General features: G+C 74.0%; 19 protein-coding genes. 14 read left to right on the forward strand and 5 right to left on the reverse strand.

What is annotated here, in order from left to right; all coding sequences use genetic code 11:
* The first annotated feature begins 259 nt into the window (after positions 1-259).
* The 5 genes from dnaK to LG379_RS00965 all read left to right on the forward strand — a co-directional run bounded on the left by dnaK (position 260) and on the right by LG379_RS00965 (position 5,180).
* On the forward strand, positions 260-2,143 hold the full coding sequence (dnaK, locus tag LG379_RS00945) for a molecular chaperone DnaK (protein ID WP_225752726.1): 1,884 nt from the start codon (positions 260-262) through the stop codon (positions 2,141-2,143).
* On the forward strand, positions 2,140-2,814 hold the full coding sequence (gene grpE / locus LG379_RS00950; RefSeq protein WP_225752727.1) for a nucleotide exchange factor GrpE: 675 nt from the start codon (positions 2,140-2,142) through the stop codon (positions 2,812-2,814). The genes dnaK and grpE overlap by 4 nt, the downstream gene beginning before the upstream one ends.
* A 172-nt stretch (positions 2,815-2,986) precedes the next feature.
* Complete coding sequence (locus tag LG379_RS00955) at positions 2,987-4,012, forward strand: DnaJ C-terminal domain-containing protein (RefSeq protein ID WP_225752728.1); 1,026 nt, start codon at positions 2,987-2,989, stop codon at positions 4,010-4,012.
* 66 nt (positions 4,013-4,078) lie between these two features.
* On the forward strand, positions 4,079-4,501 hold the full coding sequence (locus tag LG379_RS00960) for a heat shock protein transcriptional repressor HspR (RefSeq protein ID WP_225752729.1): 423 nt from the start codon (positions 4,079-4,081) through the stop codon (positions 4,499-4,501).
* Between the two features lie 214 nt (positions 4,502-4,715).
* Positions 4,716-5,180: a hypothetical protein gene (locus tag LG379_RS00965; protein WP_225752730.1), complete on the forward strand. Its 465-nt coding sequence runs from the start codon at positions 4,716-4,718 to the stop codon at positions 5,178-5,180.
* A gap of 81 nt (positions 5,181-5,261) precedes the next feature.
* Here the strand turns inward: LG379_RS00965 and LG379_RS00970 are convergent, their stop codons facing one another.
* Complete coding sequence (locus tag LG379_RS00970) at positions 5,262-7,361, reverse strand: prolyl oligopeptidase family protein (protein WP_225752731.1); 2,100 nt, start codon at positions 7,359-7,361, stop codon at positions 5,262-5,264.
* 288 nt (positions 7,362-7,649) lie between these two features.
* Entirely contained in the window at positions 7,650-8,402 is a 753-nt protein-coding gene (locus LG379_RS00975) for a hypothetical protein (protein ID WP_225752732.1), read from the reverse strand.
* Between the two features lie 157 nt (positions 8,403-8,559).
* Here LG379_RS00975 and LG379_RS00980 point away from each other — a divergent pair, with 157 nt between their 5' ends.
* Positions 8,560-11,421: a sigma-70 family RNA polymerase sigma factor gene (locus LG379_RS00980; RefSeq protein WP_225752733.1), complete on the forward strand. Its 2,862-nt coding sequence runs from the start codon at positions 8,560-8,562 to the stop codon at positions 11,419-11,421.
* Between the two features lie 18 nt (positions 11,422-11,439).
* Here the strand turns inward: LG379_RS00980 and LG379_RS00985 are convergent, their stop codons facing one another.
* Positions 11,440-12,159: an SDR family oxidoreductase gene (locus tag LG379_RS00985; RefSeq protein WP_225752734.1), complete on the reverse strand. Its 720-nt coding sequence runs from the start codon at positions 12,157-12,159 to the stop codon at positions 11,440-11,442.
* A gap of 45 nt (positions 12,160-12,204) precedes the next feature.
* The gene (locus LG379_RS00990) at positions 12,205-12,972 is read right to left on the reverse strand and encodes a glycosyltransferase family 2 protein (protein ID WP_225752735.1); all 768 of its coding nucleotides are present in this window, start codon (positions 12,970-12,972) and stop codon (positions 12,205-12,207) included.
* Positions 12,973-13,207: 235 nt separating this feature from the next.
* On the opposite strand from LG379_RS00990, the gene idi reads away from it, so the two are divergent.
* The 8 genes from idi (at position 13,208) to LG379_RS01030 (ending at position 20,466) form a co-directional block, all read left to right on the forward strand.
* On the forward strand, positions 13,208-13,747 hold the full coding sequence (gene idi / locus LG379_RS00995; RefSeq protein WP_225752736.1) for an isopentenyl-diphosphate Delta-isomerase: 540 nt from the start codon (positions 13,208-13,210) through the stop codon (positions 13,745-13,747).
* The gene (locus LG379_RS01000; protein ID WP_225752737.1) at positions 13,744-14,862 is read left to right on the forward strand and encodes a polyprenyl synthetase family protein; all 1,119 of its coding nucleotides are present in this window, start codon (positions 13,744-13,746) and stop codon (positions 14,860-14,862) included. The genes idi and LG379_RS01000 overlap by 4 nt, the downstream gene beginning before the upstream one ends.
* Complete coding sequence (locus LG379_RS01005; protein ID WP_225752738.1) at positions 14,847-15,770, forward strand: squalene/phytoene synthase family protein; 924 nt, start codon at positions 14,847-14,849, stop codon at positions 15,768-15,770. Before LG379_RS01000 ends, LG379_RS01005 begins: the two co-directional genes overlap by 16 nt.
* Complete coding sequence (gene crtI, locus LG379_RS01010) at positions 15,767-17,452, forward strand: phytoene desaturase family protein (protein WP_225752739.1); 1,686 nt, start codon at positions 15,767-15,769, stop codon at positions 17,450-17,452. The genes LG379_RS01005 and crtI overlap by 4 nt, the downstream gene beginning before the upstream one ends.
* A gap of 46 nt (positions 17,453-17,498) precedes the next feature.
* Complete coding sequence (locus tag LG379_RS01015) at positions 17,499-17,855, forward strand: lycopene cyclase domain-containing protein (protein WP_225752740.1); 357 nt, start codon at positions 17,499-17,501, stop codon at positions 17,853-17,855.
* Entirely contained in the window at positions 17,852-18,286 is a 435-nt protein-coding gene (locus tag LG379_RS01020) for a lycopene cyclase domain-containing protein (protein WP_225752741.1), read from the forward strand. Before LG379_RS01015 ends, LG379_RS01020 begins: the two co-directional genes overlap by 4 nt.
* Positions 18,283-19,170 carry a prenyltransferase gene (locus tag LG379_RS01025; protein WP_225752742.1) on the forward strand — a complete coding sequence of 296 codons (888 nt, stop codon included), beginning with the start codon at positions 18,283-18,285 and terminating at the stop codon, positions 19,168-19,170. The genes LG379_RS01020 and LG379_RS01025 overlap by 4 nt, the downstream gene beginning before the upstream one ends.
* A 198-nt stretch (positions 19,171-19,368) precedes the next feature.
* Positions 19,369-20,466, forward strand: coding sequence for a GNAT family N-acetyltransferase (locus LG379_RS01030; protein WP_225752743.1), 1,098 nt, complete (start codon positions 19,369-19,371; stop codon positions 20,464-20,466).
* A gap of 78 nt (positions 20,467-20,544) precedes the next feature.
* Here LG379_RS01030 and LG379_RS01035 read toward each other — a convergent pair whose 3' ends face one another.
* On the reverse strand, positions 20,545-21,552 hold the full coding sequence (locus LG379_RS01035; RefSeq protein WP_225752744.1) for a ribonucleotide-diphosphate reductase subunit beta: 1,008 nt from the start codon (positions 21,550-21,552) through the stop codon (positions 20,545-20,547).
* Positions 21,553-21,582 lie beyond the last annotated feature (30 nt).

The following is a 21,582-nucleotide window of genomic DNA, read 5'->3' on the forward strand; positions in this document are numbered from 1 at the left end:
CGCGAGTGGCGGACAGGACGGTAGGTGGCGGATCGGACGAGCGCGGAGGCGGGGGCGAGCGAGCCCCGGGGAATGGGTCCGGGTCGCGGCAAGTTGAGTGTGACAGGCTCAAGTTCGCACCGATCGGCTTGCATCCGTCCTCGCTGGGGCGCAGACTTGAGCGCAGCAGGCTCAGACTTGGCCCCGCGGACGCGAAGCACCACCACGCGGCCCGCGCGGCCCACCCCACGCAGCACCACTACAGGGAGAGGCATCACCCATGGCACGAGCTGTCGGCATCGACCTCGGCACCACCAACTCCGTCGTCGCCGTCCTGGAGGGCGGTGAGCCCACCGTCATCGCGAACGCCGAGGGCGCACGCACCACCCCGTCGGTCGTCGCGTTCTCCAAGACCGGCGAGGTCCTCGTCGGCGAGGTCGCCAAGCGTCAGGCGGTCACGAACGTCGACCGCACCATCTCCTCGGTCAAGCGCCACATCGGCACGGACTGGTCGCAGAAGATCGACGACAAGTCGTACTCCGCGCAGGAGATCTCCGCGCGCATCCTCGGGAAGCTCAAGCGCGACGCCGAGGAGTACCTGGGGGAGCCGGTGACCGACGCCGTCGTAACCGTCCCCGCGTACTTCAACGACGCGCAGCGCCAGGCGACCAAGGACGCCGGCCAGATCGCGGGTCTCAACGTGCTGCGCATCGTCAACGAGCCGACCGCGGCCGCCCTCGCCTACGGGCTGGAGCGTGGCAAGGAGGACGAGCTCATCCTCGTGTTCGACCTCGGCGGCGGCACGTTCGACGTGTCCCTCCTCGAGGTGGGCAAGGACGAGGACCAGTTCTCCACCATCCAGGTGCGCGCCACGTCCGGTGACAACCACCTCGGTGGTGACGACTGGGACCAGCGGATCGTCGAGCACCTCATCAAGGAGGTCAAGAACACCGCGGGCGTCGACCTCGCCAAGGACCGCATCGCCCTGCAGCGCCTCCGCGAGGCCGCCGAGCAGGCGAAGAAGGAGCTGTCGTCGGCGACGAGCACGACGATCTCCATGCAGTACCTGTCCATGAGCGAGAACGGCCCCGTCCACCTGGACACCAAGCTCACGCGGGCGCAGTTCCAGCAGATGACGCAGGACCTCATCGACCGCACCAAGGAGCCGTTCCAGGCGGTCATCCGCGACGCGGGCATCTCGCTGGGCGACATCGACCACGTCGTCCTCGTCGGTGGCTCGACCCGCATGCCGGCCGTGGCCGACGTCGTGCGCGAGCTCACCGGCGGCAAGGAGCCCAACAAGGGCGTGAACCCTGACGAGGTCGTCGCCGTCGGCGCCGCGCTCCAGGCCGGTGTCATCAAGGGTGAGCGCAAGGACGTGCTGCTCATCGACGTCACCCCGCTGAGCCTCGGCATCGAGACCAAGGGCGGCGTCATGACCAAGCTCATCGAGCGCAACACGGCCATCCCCACCAAGCGGAGCGAGATCTTCTCGACCGCGGAGGACAACCAGCCGTCCGTGCTCATCCAGGTGTTCCAGGGCGAGCGCGAGTTCGCGCGGGACAACAAGCCGCTGGGCACGTTCGAGCTGACCGGCATCGCGCCGGCGCCGCGCGGGGTCCCGCAGATCGAGGTCACCTTCGACATCGACGCGAACGGCATCGTGCACGTGTCCGCCAAGGACCGCGGCACGGGCAAGGAGCAGTCGATGACGATCACCGGTGGCTCGGCCCTCCCCAAGGAGGACATCGAGCGCATGGTGCGTGAGGCCGAGGAGCACGCCGCCGAGGACAAGAAGCGCCGCGAGGACGCCGAGACCCGCAACCAGGCCGAGGGCCTCGTCTACTCGACGGAGAAGGTGCTCAACGAGAACGCGGACAAGCTGCCCGAGGACGTCAAGACCGAGGTCCAGGCCGCCGTCGGCGAGCTCAAGACGGCCCTCGAGGGGGACGACGTCGAGGCCGTGAAGTCCAAGCAGGCGGCGCTGACGGCGGTGAGCCAGAAGATCGGCGAGGCGCTGTACAAGGCGGACCAGGACCAGTCGGCGTCGGCCGGCGCGGGTGACGCCCCGGGCGGCGCGCCCGACGGCGGGCAGCCGGCCGGCGGCTCCTCGGACGAGGACGTCGTCGACGCGGAGATCGTGGACGAGGACGAGCGCAAGTGACGGATCAGCCGAACACCCCGGTCGGGGGCTCGAGCGACGAGCCCGACCCCACCCGGCCGCGGTTCACGGACAAGCGACGGATCGACCCGCAGACCGGTGCGGTGCGCGACCCGGACACCCAGGGGCAGGCTCGTGCCGACGCGGCGGCGGAGTCCGCCGCCGCGGAGGCGGGCGCGGCCGACGACGGCGCCGCGCCGGGCGGGTCGTCGACGTCCCCGGCGGACGGCGCCGCGGAGCTCCTCGAGCAGGCGCAGGCCCTCGCGGCCGAGCGGCTCGCGGACCTGCAGCGGCTCCAGGCCGAGTACGTCAACTACCGCCGCCGGGTGGATCGCGACCGGGACGTGGCACGCGACCAGGCGATCATCGACGTCGTCGAGGCGCTCATGGGCACGCTCGACGACATCGAGCTCGCCCGCACCCACGGCGAGCTCGAGGGCGGGCCGTTCGCGGCGATCGCCGAGAAGCTCGAGGCGACGCTCGCCCGGTTCGGCTGGGAGCGGTACGGCGCCGCCGGCGAGACGTTCGACCCGAACGTGCACGAGGCGCTCATGCACTCCCACGCCGAGGACGTCACCGAGCCCACGGTCGTGCAGGTCCTCCAGCCCGGACACCGGGTGGGCGAGCGGATCGTGCGCGCGGCGCGCGTCGCCGTCGCCGATCCGGGAGCCTGACCGACGCCCGACGCCCGACGTGCCTGGGCCCGTCGTCCTCCGCTCGGCGAGCGGCCGGGCGACGGGCCCGCTCGTCGTCGGACGGTCGGCAGCCCCCGGGCAGGACGTCGGCCGACAAGCCCGGGACACGACAGGATGAGATGAGCGACGACACCCAGGAAGGGGGGAGGCGATGACCGGTCAGGACTGGTTCGAGAAGGACTTCTACGCCATCCTCGGCGTCCCCAAGAACGCCGACGCGGCCGCCGTCAAGAAGGCGTACCGCAAGCTGGCGCGCCGCCTGCACCCCGACCACAACCCCGGCGACGACGCGGCGGAGGCCCGGTTCAAGGAGGTCGGCGAGGCGTACGCCGTGCTCTCCGACCCCGAGCAGCGGCAGCAGTACGACGCCATCCGGGCGATGGCCGGCGGCGGCGCCCGCTTCTCCGCCGGGCCCGGCGGCCCCGCGGGCGGCGCGGGCGCGGCCGGCTTCGAGGACCTCTTCGGCGGGCTGTTCGGCGCGGGCGCGGGCAGCGCCGGAGGAGGGCGGCCGGGCGCGGGGCCGCGCGTGCGGTACCAGCAGACCGGCTCGGGCGCCGGTGGCGGGGCCGGGTTCGAGGACATCCTCGGCAACCTCTTCGGCGGCGGCGGGTTCGGTGCCCGGGGGCCGCAGCGCGGCGTGGACCTCGAGGCGACGACGACGCTCCCGTTCCGGCAGGCCGCGTCCGGCTCGACCGTGACGCTGACCGTCGAGGGGCGCACGGTCACGGCCCGCATCCCCGCCGGTGTGCGCGACGGGCAGAGGATCCGGCTGCGCGGCAAGGGCCGGCCCGGCGAGGGCGGTGCGCCTGCGGGCGACCTCCTCATCGCCGTCCGCGTCGAGCCGCACCCCGTCTTCGCGCTCGACGGCAAGGACGTGCGCGTGACGCTGCCGGTGACGTTCGCCGAGGCGGCGCTCGGCGCCCAGGTCGAGGTGCCGACGCTCGACGGCGGCACCGTCCGCGTCAAGGTCCCCGAGGGCACGCCGTCGGGCCGGACGATGCGCGTCAAGGGCAAGGGCGTGACGACGCCGAAGGGGACGGGCGACATGCTCGTGACGGTGCAGGTCACCGTGCCGCAGCGGCTGTCCGCCGAGGCGCGACGGGCTGTCGAGGCGTTCGCGGAGGCCACCGCCGACGGCGACCCGCGTGCCGACCTCCGCTCACGGGCGGCGCTGTAACGGACGACGGTGCCGCGCATGGCGCGGCGGGACCCCGGGCGGTCACCGGGGAGGGAGGAGCGGGAGATGCCGGCACCCGACGACGTGCCCGTCTTCGTCATCTCGGTCGCCGCCGAGCTCGCGGGCATGCACCCGCAGACACTGCGGCAGTACGACCGCCTCGGGCTCGTCTCCCCGCAGCGGACCCGCGGTCGGGGGCGGCGCTACTCGCTGCGTGACGTCGCGACGCTCCGCGAGGTGCAGCGCCTGTCCCAGGACGAGGGGATCAACCTCCAGGGCATCAAGCGCATCCTGGCGCTGGAGACCGAGGTCGAGCGTCTCCGCCAGCAGGTCGACCTGCTGCGCTCGGTCGCCGACCCGGGTCGACGCGTCTTCGCGGCAGGACCGGAGGGAGAGGTCGTCGCCGTGCCGCGCGGCCACCGCCCGGCCCGCATCACCAGCACCGGTGCCCTGGTCGTCTGGCGCCCGAGCGCGTACCGGGAGGGCTGAGCCGGCGTCGTCGCGTCCACCGGCCGAGCCCGGCAGCACGGTCTCTGCCCGACCCCGTCCCGCTGCCGGGCACCGTCGGCACCTCAATATCAGGTCGAAACGGACACTTGACGACAAACGGACTCGCGGAGGACGGTGTGCCAGCGGGGGGCGTTCCCCTTGGCGGGGAGCGACCCCGCCTCCGTCCCCCACGGGGGTGACCATGCGACGCATCGTGCTTCTCCTCGTCGGCCTGCTGACGGTCGGACTCACTGCGGCCCCGGCGTCCGCGGCGCCGGCGCACCAGCCCGCCGGTGCCAGCCCGGCGGCGTACTGCAGATCGGTCTACGAGCCGCTGACCAACCCGGTGACCGGCCTGACGTTCGACCAGTACGTGATCCCGGTCGAGTTCTCCTTCGGTGGGGAGACGGTCGTCGAGGACTTCGGCCTCTCCTCGTTCCAGGCGTGCGTGAGCACGGTCGCCTCCGGGATGACCGACGAGGGCGTCGTCCCGGCGTCCGCGATCACCACACCCGCGTACCTGGCGCAGTGCGACTTCCTCGAGTGGGCCGGCGTCGTCACCTACCCGTACTCCTTCTACGGGGTTTACCCGGCCACGAAGCGGGCCGACTGCGTCCGGATCCTCAAGGGCGTGCACTCCGGGACGCTGCCACTCCCCGAGCCGCCGCCGGTCGGCTGACGACGGCGCCCCGCCCGGAGGGACCCGAGCTCTGGCTCAGGATCCCTCCGGGCGACCGGGCGGCGCCCGCGCGCCGCTGGCTCAGCGGCTGAGCCGCTGCCAGAGGAACGTGTACGCCAGCGCGCTCATGTGCGCGGCCTGCGCGTTCGTCGCCGCGCCGCCGTGACCGCCCTCGATGTTCTCGTAGGACGTGACGTCGGCGCCGGCCTCGCGCAGGAGCGCGGCGAACTTGCGCGCGTGCCCGGGGTGCACCCGGTCGTCGCGCGTCGACGTCGTCAGCAGGAGCGGAGGGTAGGCCCGCCCGGGCTCCACGAGGTGGTACGGCGACCACCGCTGCAGGAACTCCCAGTCGGCCGGGTCGTCGGGGTCGCCGTACTCCGCCGCCCACGACGCGCCCGCCAGCAACAGGTGGTACCGGCGCATGTCCAGCAGCGGCACCTGGCACACGACCGCCCCGAAGAGCTCGGGGTACTGCGTGTACATGTTGCCCATGAGCAGCCCGCCGTTGCTGCCGCCCTGGGTGCCCAGCCGGTCCGGCGTCGTGACGCCGCGGTCGACCAGATCCCGCGCGACGGCGGCGAAGTCCTCGTAGGCGCGGTGGCGGTTCTCGCGCAGCGCGAGCTGGTGCCAGCGCGGCCCGTACTCGCCGCCGCCGCGGATGTTCGCCAGCGCGTACGCGCCGCCGCGCGCCAGCCACGCGCGCCCGAGCCCGCCGGAGTAGGACGGGCGCAGCGAGATCTCGAAGCCGCCGTACCCGTACAGCAGGGTCGGCACCGGGCTGACGGCGTCCCGCGGCCGCACCAGGAAGTACGGGACCACTGTGCCGTCGTCGGACGCCACGCGGTGCTGGGACACCTCGTGCGTCGAGCCGTCGAAGAACGCCGGCGCCGCCTTGAGGTGCTCGGGCTCGCCGACGACGCCGTCAGGCCCGATGGTCGCGCGGCCGAACGTCGAGGGCGTGAGGAAACCGGTGACCGTGAGCCACACGTCCTCCGAGTCGATGCCGTCGACCGCGCGCAGGACCACGGTGCCGAGCGTCGGGGCACCCAGGTCCGCCGGCGCGACGTCGGCGCGGCGCCACCCGGCGGCGGTCGGCGTGAGGACCTGCACCCGGTCGGTGACGTCCTCGAGGATCGTGAGGACGAGGTGCGACCGTGTCCACGTGGACGCCGCGAGCGACGACGTCGGCGTCGGCTCGAACAGCACCTCGACGTCCCGGTCGCCGGCGAGGAACGGCTGCAGCCGCGCGGCGAGCAGCGAGCCGCCGGCGTACGTGCGCCCGCCGAGCTCCCAGTCCTCGCGGAGCTCCACGAGCAGCCACTCGCGGTGCAGCCCGACCTCGGAGCTGTCGGGGACCTCGATGCGCGTGAGCGCGTCGTCCTCGCCGACGAGGAACACCTGCTGGTGGTAGAAGTCCGTCGCGCGCACGACGAGGTCCCGCTCGAAGCCGGGGGTCCGGTCGTGGTGGGCGGAGACGGCGAGGTCCGTCACCTCGGCCTCGAAGACGACCGGCGCCTCCTCGAGCGGCGTGCCGCGCGTCCAGCGCCGCACCTGCCGCGGGTACCCGGACGTCGTCGTCGAGCCCTCGCCGGTGTCGGTCGTGAGCCAGGTGGTGCCGGCGTCGATCCAGCTCACGCCGCCCTTCGCCTCGGGCCGCTCGAAGCCGCCGTCGACGAACGTGAGCGTCCCGAGGTCGAACTCGCGCGTGACGTCGGCGTCGGAGCCACCACGGGAGAGGTCCACCAGGGCGCGCCGGCAGTCCGGCCGCAGGATGCTCGCGCCGTGCCACACCCACCCCACGCCCTCCGCCTCGGACAGCGCGTCGAGGTCGAGGAGCACCTCCCACTCCGGCTCCGGGGTGCGGTAGCTGTCGAGGGTGGTGCGTCGCCACAGCCCGCGCTCGTGGTCCTCGTCCTGCCAGACGTTGTAGAGGTACCCGCCGGCCTCGCCGACCGCCGGGATCTTGTCCTTGGAGTCGAGCACCTCGAGGATCTCGTCGCGGATCGTCGTGTGCAGCCCGCCGCCCAGGCGGTCCAGCGCCTCGGCGTTGCGCTCGCGCACCCAGGAGAGCGCGTCCTCCCCGTCGACGTCCTCCAGCCAGAGGTGGGGGTCGACCCGGCCGCCGGGCCGGGCGTCGTCGTCGTCGGCCGTCGTGGTGGGGGTCGTCCCGGGAGTCGTCACGACGTCGATCCAACGTGCTCCCCCGCCCGGAGGGCAACTCCGGCGCCCGACGACGCGTGAACCCCGGGCCCCGGCCGTGCCTTCCCGCACCCGGTCCGCACGTCCGCGTCCAGTCCGCACGTCCGCGTCCAGTCCGCATGGTGCGACTGGCGGGATAAACGGAAAGTGGCGGATCAGACGACGAAGCGTGAGCGGCGGAGGGGCCTGGCGCGGCCGGCGACGACGGCGCGGCGGGGCGCCGACGACGCCGGTGCCGGGGTGCGGACGACGACGGCGCGCGGGGCGCGGTCAGCGGCGGAGGTGGTCCAGCAGGTCGACGGCGCGCTCGTGCGTCTCCGGCAGCGGCTCGATCCAGATCCGCGGCGGCTGCCGCAGGAGCTCGCCGATCGCCAGCTCCGCGGCGTGGTCGTTGACCTCCTCGCGCAGCCGCGCGACGGTCGCGCCGAGGTCCCAGTCGCGGGTCACGAGGATGGCGAACGCGCCGCCCCCGAGCGCCGCCATGGGGTGGCCCTGCGGCAGGGCGGCGCCGAGGGCGCGGCCCATCGCGGCCGACCGCGCGGCGCGACGCCACGGGTGGTTGTCCTCACCGACGGCGACGTCGACGAGCAGGAGCGCGTGGGTGACGAACGCGTGGTGGGCGTGCCGCCGGGCGCCGCCGTACGTCTCGGCGAGGCGCACGGACAGGTAGTCCACGGTCGGCAGGCCCGACGCCGGGTCGATGCAGCTGGGGCGCACCGGGGCGCTCTCCAGCGCGGCGGCCCAGCCCTCGCACAGGGCCCGGACGCACTCCAGGGGCGGCTCCGTGCCGACCACCTCGTACAGGACCGCGAAGTCGTCGAGGGTCTCGGCGATGCCCACGCCGGTCGACCCGCGCATCTCGCCGAGGCGGTGCGCGGCCGGGGCCGCCGAGGAGCCGGACGTGAGCGCCTCGGTCAGCGCGTCGACGGCGGGGTGGTACCAGTCGCCGGGTCGCAGCCAGACGTGCTCCACCGTCCGGGTGCGCCACTGCTCTCGCAGGGCGACCGCGGGTGTCTGCGTCATGTCCGTCCTCACGGGGGATGAGAGGGGGTGAACCGGAGGTCATGACGCGACTTCGGCCTTCAGGAAGCGGGTGAAACGGCCGATGTCACCGGAAGGGTCTGGAGGACGGGCGCCGCGACCTGGGACGCCGGCGCTCGAGACAGCAGGTGGAGGCGTCATGACCGCTGTGGGCAGCGGGTGGGACCTCGCCAGTGACGCCGAGCTCATCACGGCGGTCCGGGCGGGCGACAGCCCGGCCTTCGGCGTGCTCTACGAGCGTCACGTCCCCGCTGCGCGCTCCGTCGCCCGGCAGTACAGCAACTCCCACGCGGACGCGGAGGACGCCGTCGCGGACGCCTTCTCGCGGGTGTTCGCAGCGATCCGCTCCGGTGGCGGCCCCGACGTGGCGTTCCGGGCCTACCTCTTCACGGTGCTGCGGCGGGTCGCCCTGCACCGGGTCGAGACCGGCCGGCGTGCGCAGCCGACGGACGACCTGGAGACCTTCGAGTCGGCGGCCGGGCCCGGTGCCTCGACCGAGGAGCCGGCGATGCTCGACTTCGAGCGCGGCGTCGTCTCCGAGGCGTTCCGCTCCCTGCCCGAGCGCTGGCAGGCGGTGCTCTGGTACACCGAGGTAGAGCAGATGTCGCCGGCCGACATCGCGCCGGTGCTGGGCCTCACGGCCAACGGCGTCGCCGCCCTCGCCTACCGCGCGCGGGAGGGGCTGCGCCAGGCCTACCTGCAGCAGCACCTCGCTGCCCCGCTCGACGACGCCTGCCGCATCGTCAACGCGAAGCTCGGCTCGTTCGTCCGCGGCGGCCTGGCCAAGCGCGAGACGGCGCTCGTCGAGTCCCACCTCGACGAGTGCCTGGCCTGCCGCGCCCTGGTGCTGGAGCTCGGCGACGTCAACCACGGCATGCGGATGGTCGTCGCCCCGCTGGTGCTGGGCGCGGTGGCCTGGACGGTGCTGAAGGGTGTCGGGTTCGGCGGGGCGGTGTCCGGCGCGGCCGCCGGGGCTGCCGGTGGCGGCGCGGCCGCGAGCCAGCCGGTGGGCGCCGGGGCCGCGGGCGGCTCCGGGGTCGGCACGTCGGCGGGCACGTCGGCAGGTGCGTCCGCGGGCGCGACGGCGGGCACGTCGGCGGGTGCGTCGGCAGGCGCGACGGTGGGCACGACGACGGGCACCGGTGCCTTCGTCGGCTCCGGTGCGGTCCCTGTGGCCGCCGGCGTCGCGGCGACCTCCACCGTCGGCGCGGGTGCGGGCGCCGCGACCGGTCTCGCCGCGTTCCTCGCCGCCGTGCCGCTGGGTGTCGCCGCTGCGGTGGCCGCCGTCGTCGTGACGGCCGGCCTGGTCGTGGCCGGAGCGACCGGACAGTTCTCTGCCGGCGACGGCACGGTCGTCGCGGACGAGGCGGCCGTCGTGGACGACGGCGCCGCGGGCGACGGCGGACCGGCCGGCGGCACCGCAGCCGACGACGACGGCACGACGGGTGGCGGGGCCTCGGACGACGTGGTCGGTGGCGACGCGGGCGACGACGTCGGCGGGGCTGATGACGCCCCGGAGGGCGACCTGCCCGACACGGGTGCACCGACGACTGCCGAGGCGACCGGGTCGGCGTCGACGACAGCGACCACGCCCGGTGCTGCGACGCCCGCCTCCGGCGGGTCGACGCCTGCCGGCACGCCCGGCGGGACCACGCCGACGGGGACGACCGGCGGATCCACGCCGGGCGGGTCCACGCCGGGCGGGTCCACGCCGGGCGACCGACCGGCCGACCCGACCGATCCCACCGACCCGACCGACCCGACCGACCCCACCGACCCGACCGACCCCACCGGGCCGGAGCCGTTCGTCGCCCTGTCCGTCGAGGCGCCGCGGGCGCTCGAGGTCGAGGCGGGGTCCGCCACCCTCGTGACCGTGCAGGTCACCAACACCGGCACCGCCCCGGCCGACGAGGTCCGGACGGAGCTGGAGTTCGCGGACGGCACGTCGTGGACGCTCGAGGCGCAGGCGTCCGAGCCGTCCGGCGGCGGGTTCACGCTGCCCCGTGCGACCTCGGGCGCGACGGCGCCCTGGACGTGTGCGCCTGACCCCGCCGACCCGGAGGGGCTGGGCGTGTGCACGGTGCACGACCTCCCGGCGGGCGCGACGACGACGCTGCGCGCGAGCCTCGTGGTGGAGCCCGCGTCGCTGGACGGCGAGGTGGCCCTGCCGGTGGGCCTGCGGACCTGGGCGCCCGGCCACACCCCGCGACCGGAGGCGACCACGCCGCTGCCGGGCGTCGTGCGGTCCCGGCCGGCGGTGCTCGACGCCACCCTGACCCTGCCCGACGCCGCGACGGAGCCGGTCGCGCCGCAGGCGCCGCGCGCCGCCGTCGTGGGCGTGAGCAACACCGGGGGGACCACGGCCCGCGGTGTCCTCGTGTCCGTGGCCGTGCCGGAGCCACCGCTCGTCGTCTCCGGCGAGGGCTGGGCGGCCTGCGACTCGGGTCTGTGCCGCATCGTCGACGTGGCGCCCGGCGCGACGGTGTCCGTCGAGCTCGCGCTGACCGCGCCGACGGCCGGGGCCGGCACCGATGTGACCGTCCCGGTCAGCGTGTCCGTCGCCGGACGGACGCTCCCCGGGGAGGTGCGGGTCGCCGTGCCGGCCCCGCGCCCGGCGGAGCTCGCCGTGAGCGTGCCGTCGACGACGAGGCTCGCGGACAACCGCGGCACCATCGCGGTGACGGTCAGGAACACCGGCGAGCGCGCGGCGTCCGGCACCCGGGTCGAGGTCGACCTCACGGGCGGGATCACCGGGGACGGCTCGCGGCTGCCCGCCGGCTGCACCGCGGTCGGCTTGGGCGAGAAGGCCCAGATCGTCTGCCAGGTGGGCGAGCTCGCCGGTGGCGCCTCCGTGGTCCTCGACCTCGCCGTGGTCTCCGAGGGGGACGGGGCCGTCCGGACGGTCACGATCACCGCCTCTGCGACGGGCGTCGCTGATGCCTCCGCGACGACGCTCGTCGTCAACGAGCGCGTCGAGCGCGCAGGCCCGCAGGCCGTCTGACGGACGGGTCGGCCGGGGTCAGACCCGGCCGGCCTCGCCCTCGAGCGCGTCGACCGAGCCGTCGCCCGGCTCGCCGCGACCGGCGGCCTGGACGGCCGCGTCGACGAGGTCGTCGCCGTTGAGCAGCTCGAGCGTGAGGCCGACGACGGCGGCCTCGTCGAGCAGGGCGACGATCGTGCGCGCGACGTCGTCCCGGGTGACGGAGCCCTCCGTGGCAGCCGCTCCGAGCGAGGGCTCCAGGCGGACGGTGCCGGTGCCCGGCTCGTCGGTGAGGCGCCCGGGCCGCAGGATCGTCCAGTCCAGCGGCCGGCTCCGCAGGTCGGCCTCGCTCGCCGCCTTGGCGCGCAGGTAGGGGCCCATCGCGTCGTCCCCGGCCTCGTCGGCGCGGTCCGCGCCCACCGAGGAGACGAGCACGTACCGGGTCACGCCCGCCTGCTCGGCGGCGTCGGCGAGCAGGGCGGCACCCGCGCGGTCCACCGTGTCCTTGCGCTCGGGCGAGGAGCCGGGACCCGACCCGGCGGCGAAGACGACGGCGTCGGCTCCGTCCAGCACCGCCGCGAGCTCCCCGGCGCTGCTGTGCTCCAGGTCGAGGACCACCGCCCGGCCGCCCGCGGCCTCGACGTCGGCGGTGTGCTCGGGGTTGCGGACCAGCCCGACGGCCTCGTCCCCCCGCTCGGCGAGGAGCCGGGTGAGGCGAAGGGCGATCTGACCGTGTCCACCGGCGATGACTGTGCGCATCCTGATCACGCTACGTGCGGCGTCGTCGGACCGCATGCGCGCGGCTCAGGCCGTCGGCCCGGGGGGCAGCAGGCGCGGCCCGCCGTCCCGGTGCCGCAGGCGGTGCTCCCAGCGGCGCCAGGACGGGCTCGTCGCGCGGTGGGCGGAGACCGTGCGGAAGCCGCGCGCGAACCGCCGCCGCAGCTGACGCGCGCCCTGCAGCGACCGGCCGGACACGCCCACCCGCAGCGTGCGGTCGCGGCGGATGCGCGCGCCGGGCCCCAGCGCGAAGGCGAGGTCGGCGTCGTCGTGCACCTCGGGGTCCCAGCGGTTGACCCGGTCGCGGACGACGAGCCACACCGTGCGGCGCAGCGCCATGTTCGAGCCCCACAGCGGCGGGTGGGCGAGCGCCCCGTGGAGCGAGGCGTAGTACGCGCCCAGGTACAGCCGGGCGAGGAGGGGACCGCGCGGACCCAGGTCGTAGAAGTCGCCGTCGCCGGTCAGCGCGTCGAGGTCCGGCTCCGCCGCGAAGGCGGCCGTGATCCGGGCGAGCCAGTCCGACGGCGCCCGCGTGTCCGCGTCGCAGCGGACGATGACGTCCCCGAGCGCGGCGTCGTACCCGGCGGAGGCGGCGGCGGGGATGCCGGGCCGCGGCTCGACGACGACGCGGGCACCGTGCTCGAGCGCGACGGCGACGCTGTCGTCCGTGCACCCGTTGTCGACGACGACGACCTCCAGCGGCGGGACGGTCTGCTCCGCCAGGGCGCGCAGGCAGTGGCGCAGGGCGACGGCGTCGTCCTTGACGGGGATGACGACGGACAGCGAGGGGCTCACGACACTCCGGGGGACAGGGCTCGGCCGGTCTGGATGCACGTTTCTCTTCCTGCGAACAACCGCCGGTGATATCCGCCGACCCTCGACTCACCGTGACGTTTCGATCACCATGGTGCACCAGGCGCTGCGGCACAGGGGGCGACGACCGGGTCCGGCACCACGGACGAAGGTCCCACGTCCCCCGTATGCTCAGCGTGCTGAGTATTCGCCCGCCTGCTGCCGGAAGGTCCGCTCGATGACTGCTCGTGAGACCGTCGTCCTCCTCGACGACGACGGGACGCGGACCGGGACCGCCGACAAGGCGACGGTCCACACCACCGACACCCCGCTGCACCTGGCGTTCTCGTGCCACCTGCTCGACGACGACGGCCGCGTCCTCGTCACGCGCCGCGCCCTCAGCAAGAAGACGTGGCCCGGCGTGTGGACCAACTCCGTGTGCGGCCACCCCGCGCCGGAGGAGTCCTTCGAGGACGCGATCCGCCGCCGCTCGGCGCAGGAGCTCGGGGCCGAGGTGACGGACATCGCCGTCGTCGCGCCGGACTTCCGCTACCGCGCCGTCGACGCGTCCGGTGTCGTGGAGAACGAGGTGTGCCCGGTCTTCACGGCGCGCGTCGTCGGCGACCTCGCACCCCACCCGGACGAGGTCATGGAGGTCGCGTGGGTGGAGCCCGCGGACCTGCGGCGCGCGATCGCCTCGGCACCGTGGGCGCTGAGCCCGTGGCTCGTGCAGCACGCCGACGACGTCCCGCTGCTGCGCGAGGGGGTGGGCGTGTGACGCTCAGCCCGCCGCGGCAGGCCACGACCCTCGCCCAGCCGCACGCCGACGTCGACCACCTCCTGCGGGACGTCCTGGAGTCCGCGCGCGCCCGCGCGCACGCGTTCGGGACGGAGTACGAGCTCATCTGGTCCGAGATCGCCCGGAGCGTGCGCGGCGGCAAGCGCTTCCGCTCGGCGATCGTGCTGGGCACGCACGAGGCGCTCGGCGGGTCGGAGCACCGCGCCGCGGTCGAGGTGGCCGCGGGGTTCGAGCTGCTCCACACCGCCTTCCTCATCCACGACGACCTCATCGACCACGACTCGGTGCGGCGCGGCAAGCCGAACCTCGCGGCCACGATGCGCGCGGTGTCCATGGCGACCGGCTCGGAGGAGGGACCCGCGCAGCAGTGGTCCGAGGCGGCCGCCGTGCTCGCCGGCGACCTCGCGCTGACCCGCGCCCACCGCCTCATCGGCGGGGTGGACCTCTCGCGCGTCCAGGTCGAGCAGCTGCTGGACCTGCTGGACGAGACGCTGCTCGTCTCCGCGGGCGGCGAGCTCGCGGACACGGCGTACGGGCTGGGCCTGCACGTGCCCGACCTGGAGCAGGCGATCCTCGTCTGCGAGTCCAAGACCGCGATGTACTCCTTCCGCGCCCCGCTGCGTGCGGGCGCGATCCTCGCCGGCGCCTCCGTCGCGGAGCAGATGGAGCTCGACCACGTCGGGCGGCTCCTGGGCCGCGCGTTCCAGCTCGTCGACGACCTGCTCGGCGTGTTCGCGCCCGAGGACCGGATCGGCAAGAGCAACATCAGCGACCTGCGCGAGGGCAAGCACACGGCGCTCATCCTCCACGCGCAGCAGATGCCCGTCTGGGACGCCGTCGCCGCGGGGTTCGGCCGCGCGGACCTCGACCGGCGGACCGCCGACGCGATGCGCGCCGCGCTCGCGGGCTCGGCGGCGCCACGCCTCGTGGAGGACCACGTGCGTCAGGACCTGGCGGAGGTCGAGGTCCGGTGCGCCACGGCCTCGCTGCCGGAGGCGATGACGGACTTCGTCGGCGGGATCACGGCCCAGGTGCGCGACGCGCTCGACGACGTCGTCGGGCACGTCGAGGAGGCCCGATGCGCAGCAGGCTGAGCCTGTACGACGCGGTCGCCCACCGCGCCGCCGACCTGGTGGTGCGCGAGTACTCGACGAGCTTCGGGCTGGCGACGCGCATCCTGCCCGCCCAGCAGCGCGGCCGGATCCGCGACGTCTACGCGCTCGTCCGGCTCGCCGACGAGGTCGTCGACGGCGCGACGGAGGAGGTCGGCGGGGACGTCGAGGACGCCCGGATGCGGCTGGACGCGCTCGAGGCCGAGACCGAGCTGGCGATGCGCACCGGCTACAGCACCAACGTCCTCGTCCACGCCTTCGCGAGGACGGCCCGGGAGGCCGGCTTCGGCTCGGAGCTGACCGCGCCCTTCTACGCGTCGATGCGCATGGACCTGGACACCACGCGGCACGACGAGGCGAGCTTCGCCCGGTACGTCTACGGCTCCGCCGAGGTCGTCGGGCTCATGTGCCTGAGGATCTTCCTGCTCGAGGAGCCCTCGTCCGTCCGTGACTCTCGGTACCGTGAGCTGACGTCCGGCGCCCGGGCGTTGGGGGCCGCCTTCCAGAAGATCAACTTCTTGCGTGACCTGGCCGACGACGCGGTCCGGCTCGGGCGGAGCTACTTCGTGGCGGTGGACCCGCACCACGTCACCGAGGAGCAGAAGAGCGCCGTGCTCGCCGACATCGCCGAGGACGTCCGTGTCGCCCGCGACGCCATCCACCGGCTTCCCCCCTCCGTCCGCCCGGCCGTGGCCGTGGCGTGCGAGCTCTTCGCGGAGCTGACCCGCCGGCTCGAGGCCACGCCCGCGCAGGACCTGCTCACCACGCGCGCGAGCGTGCCGACTGCCGTGAAGGTGCGGATCGCGGGCCGTGCGCTGCGCGAGCACGGCCAGGTCTCGACGACGCTGCTGGCCCGGGCCGGCGGGCGTCCCGCCGGAGCGGTCCGATGACCCGGCCGGACGGGGACGCGGGGTCGCGGCGCGCCGTCGTCGTCGGGGGCGGCATCGCGGGGCTCAGCACGGCGGCGCTGCTCGGCGCCGAGGGCTACGCGGTGACGCTCCTCGAGGCGCGCGACGACGTGGGCGGCCGCGCCGGCGTGTGGCACTCCGACGGGTTCACGTTCGACACGGGCCCGTCCTGGTACCTCATGCCCGAGGTCTTCGACCACTTCTTCAGGCTGCTCGGCTCGAGCGCCGAGGAGGAGCTCGACCTCGTGGGCCTGGACCCGGGCTACCGCGTGTTCTTCGACAGGTTCCCGCCGCTGGACATCAGGTCGGACCTCGAGCACACCGTCGCGTCGTTCGAGGCGATCGAGCCCGGTGCGGGGGCGCGGGTCCGCGCGTACCTGGAGTCGGCGTCGGACACGTACGCGGTCGCGCTGCGGCACTTCCTCTACACCTCGTTCGCGTCGTTCCTGCCGCTGCTGCACCGCGACGTCGTCCGTCGGCTGCCGCGGCTGGCGACCCTGCTGACGAAGAACCTCGAGAAGTACGTCGCCGAGCAGTTCCAGGACGCCCGGCTGCGCCAGGTGCTGGGCTACCCGGCGGTGTTCCTCGGCTCGGCGCCGCGGCTGACGCCGAGCATGTACCACCTCATGAGCCACCTGGACCTCACCGACGCCGTGTACTACCCGCAGGGCGGGTTCACCGAGCTCATCGCCCGGATCCGGGCCCTCGCGGAGAAGCAGGGCGTCGAGGTGCGCACGCACGCCGACGTCGTCGGGATCGCGACGGCCGACCTGCCCCCGAGCGCCGGCCTGCGCGGTGGGGCGGAGCGACGCCTGGGTCGGCGGCTCGGTCAGCAGGCACGCGTGACGGGGGTCGACTACCGCGACGCCGACGGCCGGGTGCAGCACGTGCCCGCGGACGTCGTCGTCAGCGCGGTCGACATGTTCCAGACCGACAGCCGGCTGCTGCCCGAGCACCTGCGCGGGCACTCGCGGCGCTGGTGGGACCGGCGGCTCCCGGGCCCGAGCGCCGTGCTCGTGTACCTGGGCGTCCAGGGGCGCGTCGAGGAGCTGCAGCACCACTCGCTGTTGTTCACCGAGGACTGGCAGCGCGGCTTCGACGCGATCTTCCCGAAGGGGGAGCGTCGGGCGCCGTCCGCGGGGCCGCACGTGCCGTTCCCGAGCCCGATGTCGATCTACGTGTGCCGGCCGAGCGCGACCGACCCGACGGTCGCGCCCGAGGGGGACGAGAACCTCTTCGTGCTCGTGCCGGCGCCGGCGGACGTCCGGCTGGGCCGGGGCGGCGTCGACGGCGCGGGGGACCCGTGGGTCGAGGCGACCGCGGACGCGGCGATCGAGCAGATCGCGCAGTGGGCCGCCGTGACCGACTTGGCCGAGCGGATCACGGTGCGCCGGACGATCGGCCCGGCGGACTTCGCCGAGGACCTGCGCACGTGGCACGGCACGGCGCTGGGCCCCGCGCACACGCTGCGGCAGAGCGCGATGTTCCGCGCCGGCAACGCGTCGCGGAAGGTCGCAGGGCTGTACCACGCGGGCGGCACGACGATCCCGGGCATCGGCCTGCCCATGTGCCTCATCAGCGCCGAGCTGGTCATCAAGCGGCTGCGCGGGGACACGTCGACCGGACCGCTGCGGGAGCCGCTGCGCCCGACGGCGCGGCGGTGACCGCGTCGGTGAGCACGTCGGTGAGCACGTCGGTGAGCACGGACGCATGATCGGGCTGTCCTACCTGGCCGTCCTGCTCGTCTCGATCACGGGCATGGTCGTGCTCGACCGACGGTTCCGGCTGTTCTTCTGGGTGGCACCGGCGCGGGCCGCGATGGTGCTGTTCCTCGGCGTCTCCGTGTTCCTGCTGTGGGACGGGCTCGGGATCCTGCTCGGGGTGTTCTTCCGGGGGCAGACGGAGCTCATGACCGGTGTGCTGCTCGCGCCCGAGCTGCCGCTGGAGGAGCTGTTCTTCCTCGTGCTGCTGTCGTACCTGACCATGAACGTGTACGGCGGCCTGCGGCAGGTGCTCGGCGCGACCGACGACGGCGCCCGCGGTCGCGTGAGCGGTGGTGCCGGATGACCTACGCGCTGCTCAACGTCCCGTTCCTGCTGCTCGCCGTCGCGGTGCTCGTCGTGGCACGGGTGCGGACCGGGCGTCCGGCGTGGAAGCCGCTCGCCGGGACGATGGCCGTGCTGCTCGTCCTCACCGCCGTCTTCGACAACTTCATGATCATGGCGGGGCTGGTCGCGTACGACGACGCCCAGCGGATCGGCCTGCAGATCGGCGTCGCCCCGATCGAGGACTTCGCCTACGCCGTCCTCGCGGTGATCCTGCTGCCGGCGCTGTGGCACCTCGTCGCGCCGTGGGGAGGTCGGCGGGAACGGACGGCCGCGGCGTCGGACGGTGCCGGCACGGGTGTCGGTGAGCCGGACGCCCGGCCGGGCGGGGCGTCGTCGTCGGCGGCCGGTGGGACGATCGGCGAGACGGCCCGACGGACGGAGACGACGTGACGACCACCGCGCACCGGGGCCCGCTCGGCGTGGTGCGCGAGCTGACGCTCAGCTCGCGACCGCTGAGCTGGGTGAACACCGCGTACCCGTTCGCGGCCGCGTACGTCATGAGCACACGCGAGGTCGACGCCGCGCTGGTGATCGGGACGCTCTTCTTCCTCATCCCCTACAACCTCCTCATGTACGGGATCAACGACGTCTTCGACTACGAGTCGGACCTCAAGAACCCGCGCAAGGGCGGGGTCGAGGGTGCGTTGCTCGACACGCGCCTGCACCGGACGACGCTGCTGGCCTCGACGCTGCTGCCGCTCCCGTTCGTGGCGTACCTCGTGGCGATCGGGGACCCGCTGTCGTGGCTGGTGCTCGCGTTCTCGCTGTTCGCGGTCGTCGCGTACTCGGCGCCGCGGCTGCGGTTCAAGGAGCGGCCGGTGCTGGACTCGATGACGTCGAGCACGCACTTCGTCTCGCCGGCGCTGTACGGGTTCGTGCTGGCGGGCGAGGGCATCTCGACGGCGGCGTGGATCATCCTCGCCGGTTTCTTCCTGTGGGGGATGGCGAGCCAGGCGTTCGGGGCCGTGCAGGACGTCGTCGCCGACCGCGCCGCCGGGATCGGGTCGATCGCGACGGTGCTCGGCGCCCGGCCGACGGTGTGGTTCGCGTTCGGCGCCTACGCGGTCGGGGGGCTGCTCATGCTGGCGGTGCCGTGGCCCGGGCCGCTCGCGGCGCTGCTCGTGCTGCCGTACCTGGGGATCGTGTGGCAGTTCCGGGGCATCACCGATGACACCGCCGAGACGGCCAACCGCGGGTGGCGCCAGTTCCTCGGCGCGAACTACGTCGTCGGTTTCCTGGTGACCATGCTCCTCATCTGGGCCGCCCTCTCCTGACCCGCCGCGGTCGCCGGGCGGGCGTCCCCATCCCGCCGCGCGCACCCCCGCCCCGGCGTCCCCAGCGCCCAGCCCCCGTCCGATCCGCCACTGTGCGTCCGATCCGCACGTCGCACGGTGCGGATCGGACGGCAGGTGGCGGATCGGACGCAGGGGAATGGCGTGGCGGCCGAGGAGGCAGGCTGCCACGCTCTCGGGATGACGCCGACCGCCCCCGAGCCGGTCATCCGGCAGCTCGAGCCCCGGGACGAGGAACAGGTCATGGCCGCGCACGCCGAGCTGCTCGCGGACGGCTTCGACTTCGCGTTGCGGCACGACGGCGAGCCCTGGCAGCACCACCTGGACCGCATCGCCCGCGAGCGCGACGGCGTCGACCTCGCGCCCGGGCGCGTGCCCGCCACGTTCCTGGTGCTGGTCGTGGACGGCGTGGTCGCCGGTCGGGTGTCCGTCCGGCACCGGCTGAACGATCACCTGCTGCAGGTCGGCGGGCACATCGGCTACGCCGTCCGGCCGGCGTACCGGCGGCGCGGCTACGCGACCCTGATGCTGCACCACGGACTGGGCCTGCTCGCGTCGCGGGGCGTCGAGCGGGCCCTCGTCACGTGCGACGACGACAACGTCGCCTCCGCCGCCGTCATCGAGCGCGCCGGCGGCGTGCTGGAGGACGTGCGGGCGCTCGCGTCCGGCCCGGCCAAGCGCCGCTACTGGATCCCCACCGCCGTCGACCCCGGTCCCCCGACGAAGCCCTCGGGGTACGCGCCGCTCGCCCTGCACCTCGAGACCGAGCGCCTCGTCCTCACGCCGCAGACCGACGACGACGCCGCCTGGATGGCCGAGCTCCTCACCGCCAGGGACGACGGGCGGACGTGGACCACGGGGGACGCCCTGGAGAAGATCGCCACGATGCGGGAGACGATCGCCTCTCTGGGGATCGGCGTGCTCGCGGTCCGGCGACGGACCGACGCCGAGCCGCTCGGCTACTGCGGGCTCGTCGTCGGTCGGAGCACGGTGGCCGAACCGGAGGTCGCCTACGAGCTGCTGCCGTGGGCCCACGGCCGTGGCTACGCGACGGAGGCCGCGCGCGCCGTCGTCGACGCGGCCTTCGCCACGGGCCGCGCCCGCCTGTGGGCGACGATCCGGTCGTGGAACGCACCGTCGCTGCGGGTCGCGGAGAAGCTCGGCTTCCGACCCCACCGTGTCGAGACCGACGCCGACGGCGACGTCATCTGGCACGTCCTGGACGCGCCGGCGCCCGCCCCGTCGGGGCTGCCGTCTGATCCGCCACTACCCGTCTGATCCGCACATCGCACCGTGCGGATCAGACGCAGGGTGGCGGATCGGACGCCCGGCGGCGGCGGGCGGGACCCGCCCCCCTCAACGGGCCGACGACGCCGCGGCGTTGACCTCGTAGCTCGTGTTCGTGGCCTCGAAGAAGTTCACGAGCTGGAGCGTGTCGTTCGCCGCCGCCATCCACTTCGCGGGGTTGCTCACCCGGTAGTGCGGCTCGAACCCGAGCTCCTCCAGGCGCCGGTCCGCGAGGTAGCGGACGTATTGGTTCACGTAGTCGGCGTTGAGGCCGAGGATCCCGTGCGGCAGCAGGTCCCGGTTGTAGTGCTCCTCCATCTCCACGGCGTCGAGCACCATCTGCCGGATCTCCTCGGCGAACTCCGGCGTCTGCAGGTCCGGGTTCTCCTCGAGCACGGTCAGGATCAGGTTGATCCCGAACTTCAGGTGCAGCGACTCGTCGCGGACGATCCAGTCGACGAGCGAGCCGAAGTTACGCAGCAGGTTCCGCTGCCGGAAGCTCAGCGCGACCATGAACCCGCTGTAGAACCAGATGCCCTCGAGCACGACGTTGTACGCGACGAGGTTCCGCACGAAGTCGCGCTTGCCGTCGGTGGTCGAGATGTCGATGGTCTGCTCGGTCATCCGACGGATGTAGTGGACCTCGAACTCCTCCTTGGCGGCCATCGACGGCACCGTCACGTGCGACTCGTACGCCTCGGTGCGGTCGATGGGGAACGTCTCGAGGACGTACTCGAAGGCCATGCAGTGGTTGGCCTCCTCCCACATCTGCTTGGCGAGGTAGAGGTGCGCCTCGGGGGCGTTGAGGTACGGGTACACGCCGAACGCGAGCGCCTTGTTGACGAGCAGCTCACTGGGGTTGAAGTAGCTCATGAGGAACGTGACGGCGTGCTTCTCCTCGTCCGTCATGCGCTGGAAGTCCGCGAGGTCCTCGCCGAGCTGGATCTCGTTGGGGAACCACGTGTTCGCGACGGCCTGGTCGTACAGGTCCATCGCCCACGGGTAGCGGACGGGCTTGAGCAGCAGGCCCTCGGAGATGCCGGTGCCGAGGATCGAGGGTGCGGCGGTCGTGGTCATGGTGGGTCCTTCCGGGGTCGAGGTCAGCGG

The sequence above is a fragment of the Actinotalea sp. Marseille-Q4924 genome, assembly GCF_916618755.1.
GTDB lineage: Bacteria > Actinomycetota > Actinomycetes > Actinomycetales > Cellulomonadaceae > Actinotalea.

Bases quoted from the DNA above. Each gene is read 5' to 3' on its own strand.
- LG379_RS01020 (WP_225752741.1), top strand. From the start codon at position 17,852: ATGACCTACGCGCTGCTCAACGTCCCGTTCCTGCTGCTCGCCGTCGCG.
- LG379_RS00955 (WP_225752728.1), top strand. From the start codon at position 2,987: ATGACCGGTCAGGACTGGTTCGAGAAGGACTTCTACGCCATCCTCGGC.
- LG379_RS01005 (WP_225752738.1), top strand. From the start codon at position 14,847: ATGCGCAGCAGGCTGAGCCTGTACGACGCGGTCGCCCACCGCGCCGCC.
- idi (WP_225752736.1), top strand. From the start codon at position 13,208: ATGACTGCTCGTGAGACCGTCGTCCTCCTCGACGACGACGGGACGCGG.
- LG379_RS00980 (WP_225752733.1), top strand. From the start codon at position 8,560: ATGACCGCTGTGGGCAGCGGGTGGGACCTCGCCAGTGACGCCGAGCTC.
- dnaK (WP_225752726.1), top strand. From the start codon at position 260: ATGGCACGAGCTGTCGGCATCGACCTCGGCACCACCAACTCCGTCGTC.
- LG379_RS00960 (WP_225752729.1), top strand. From the start codon at position 4,079: ATGCCGGCACCCGACGACGTGCCCGTCTTCGTCATCTCGGTCGCCGCC.
- LG379_RS01030 (WP_225752743.1), top strand. From the start codon at position 19,369: ATGACGCCGACCGCCCCCGAGCCGGTCATCCGGCAGCTCGAGCCCCGG.
- LG379_RS01035 (WP_225752744.1), bottom strand. From the start codon at position 21,552: ATGACCACGACCGCCGCACCCTCGATCCTCGGCACCGGCATCTCCGAG.
- LG379_RS01015 (WP_225752740.1), top strand. From the start codon at position 17,499: ATGATCGGGCTGTCCTACCTGGCCGTCCTGCTCGTCTCGATCACGGGC.
- LG379_RS00975 (WP_225752732.1), bottom strand. From the start codon at position 8,402: ATGACGCAGACACCCGCGGTCGCCCTGCGAGAGCAGTGGCGCACCCGG.
- crtI (WP_225752739.1), top strand. From the start codon at position 15,767: ATGACCCGGCCGGACGGGGACGCGGGGTCGCGGCGCGCCGTCGTCGTC.
- LG379_RS00985 (WP_225752734.1), bottom strand. From the start codon at position 12,159: ATGCGCACAGTCATCGCCGGTGGACACGGTCAGATCGCCCTTCGCCTC.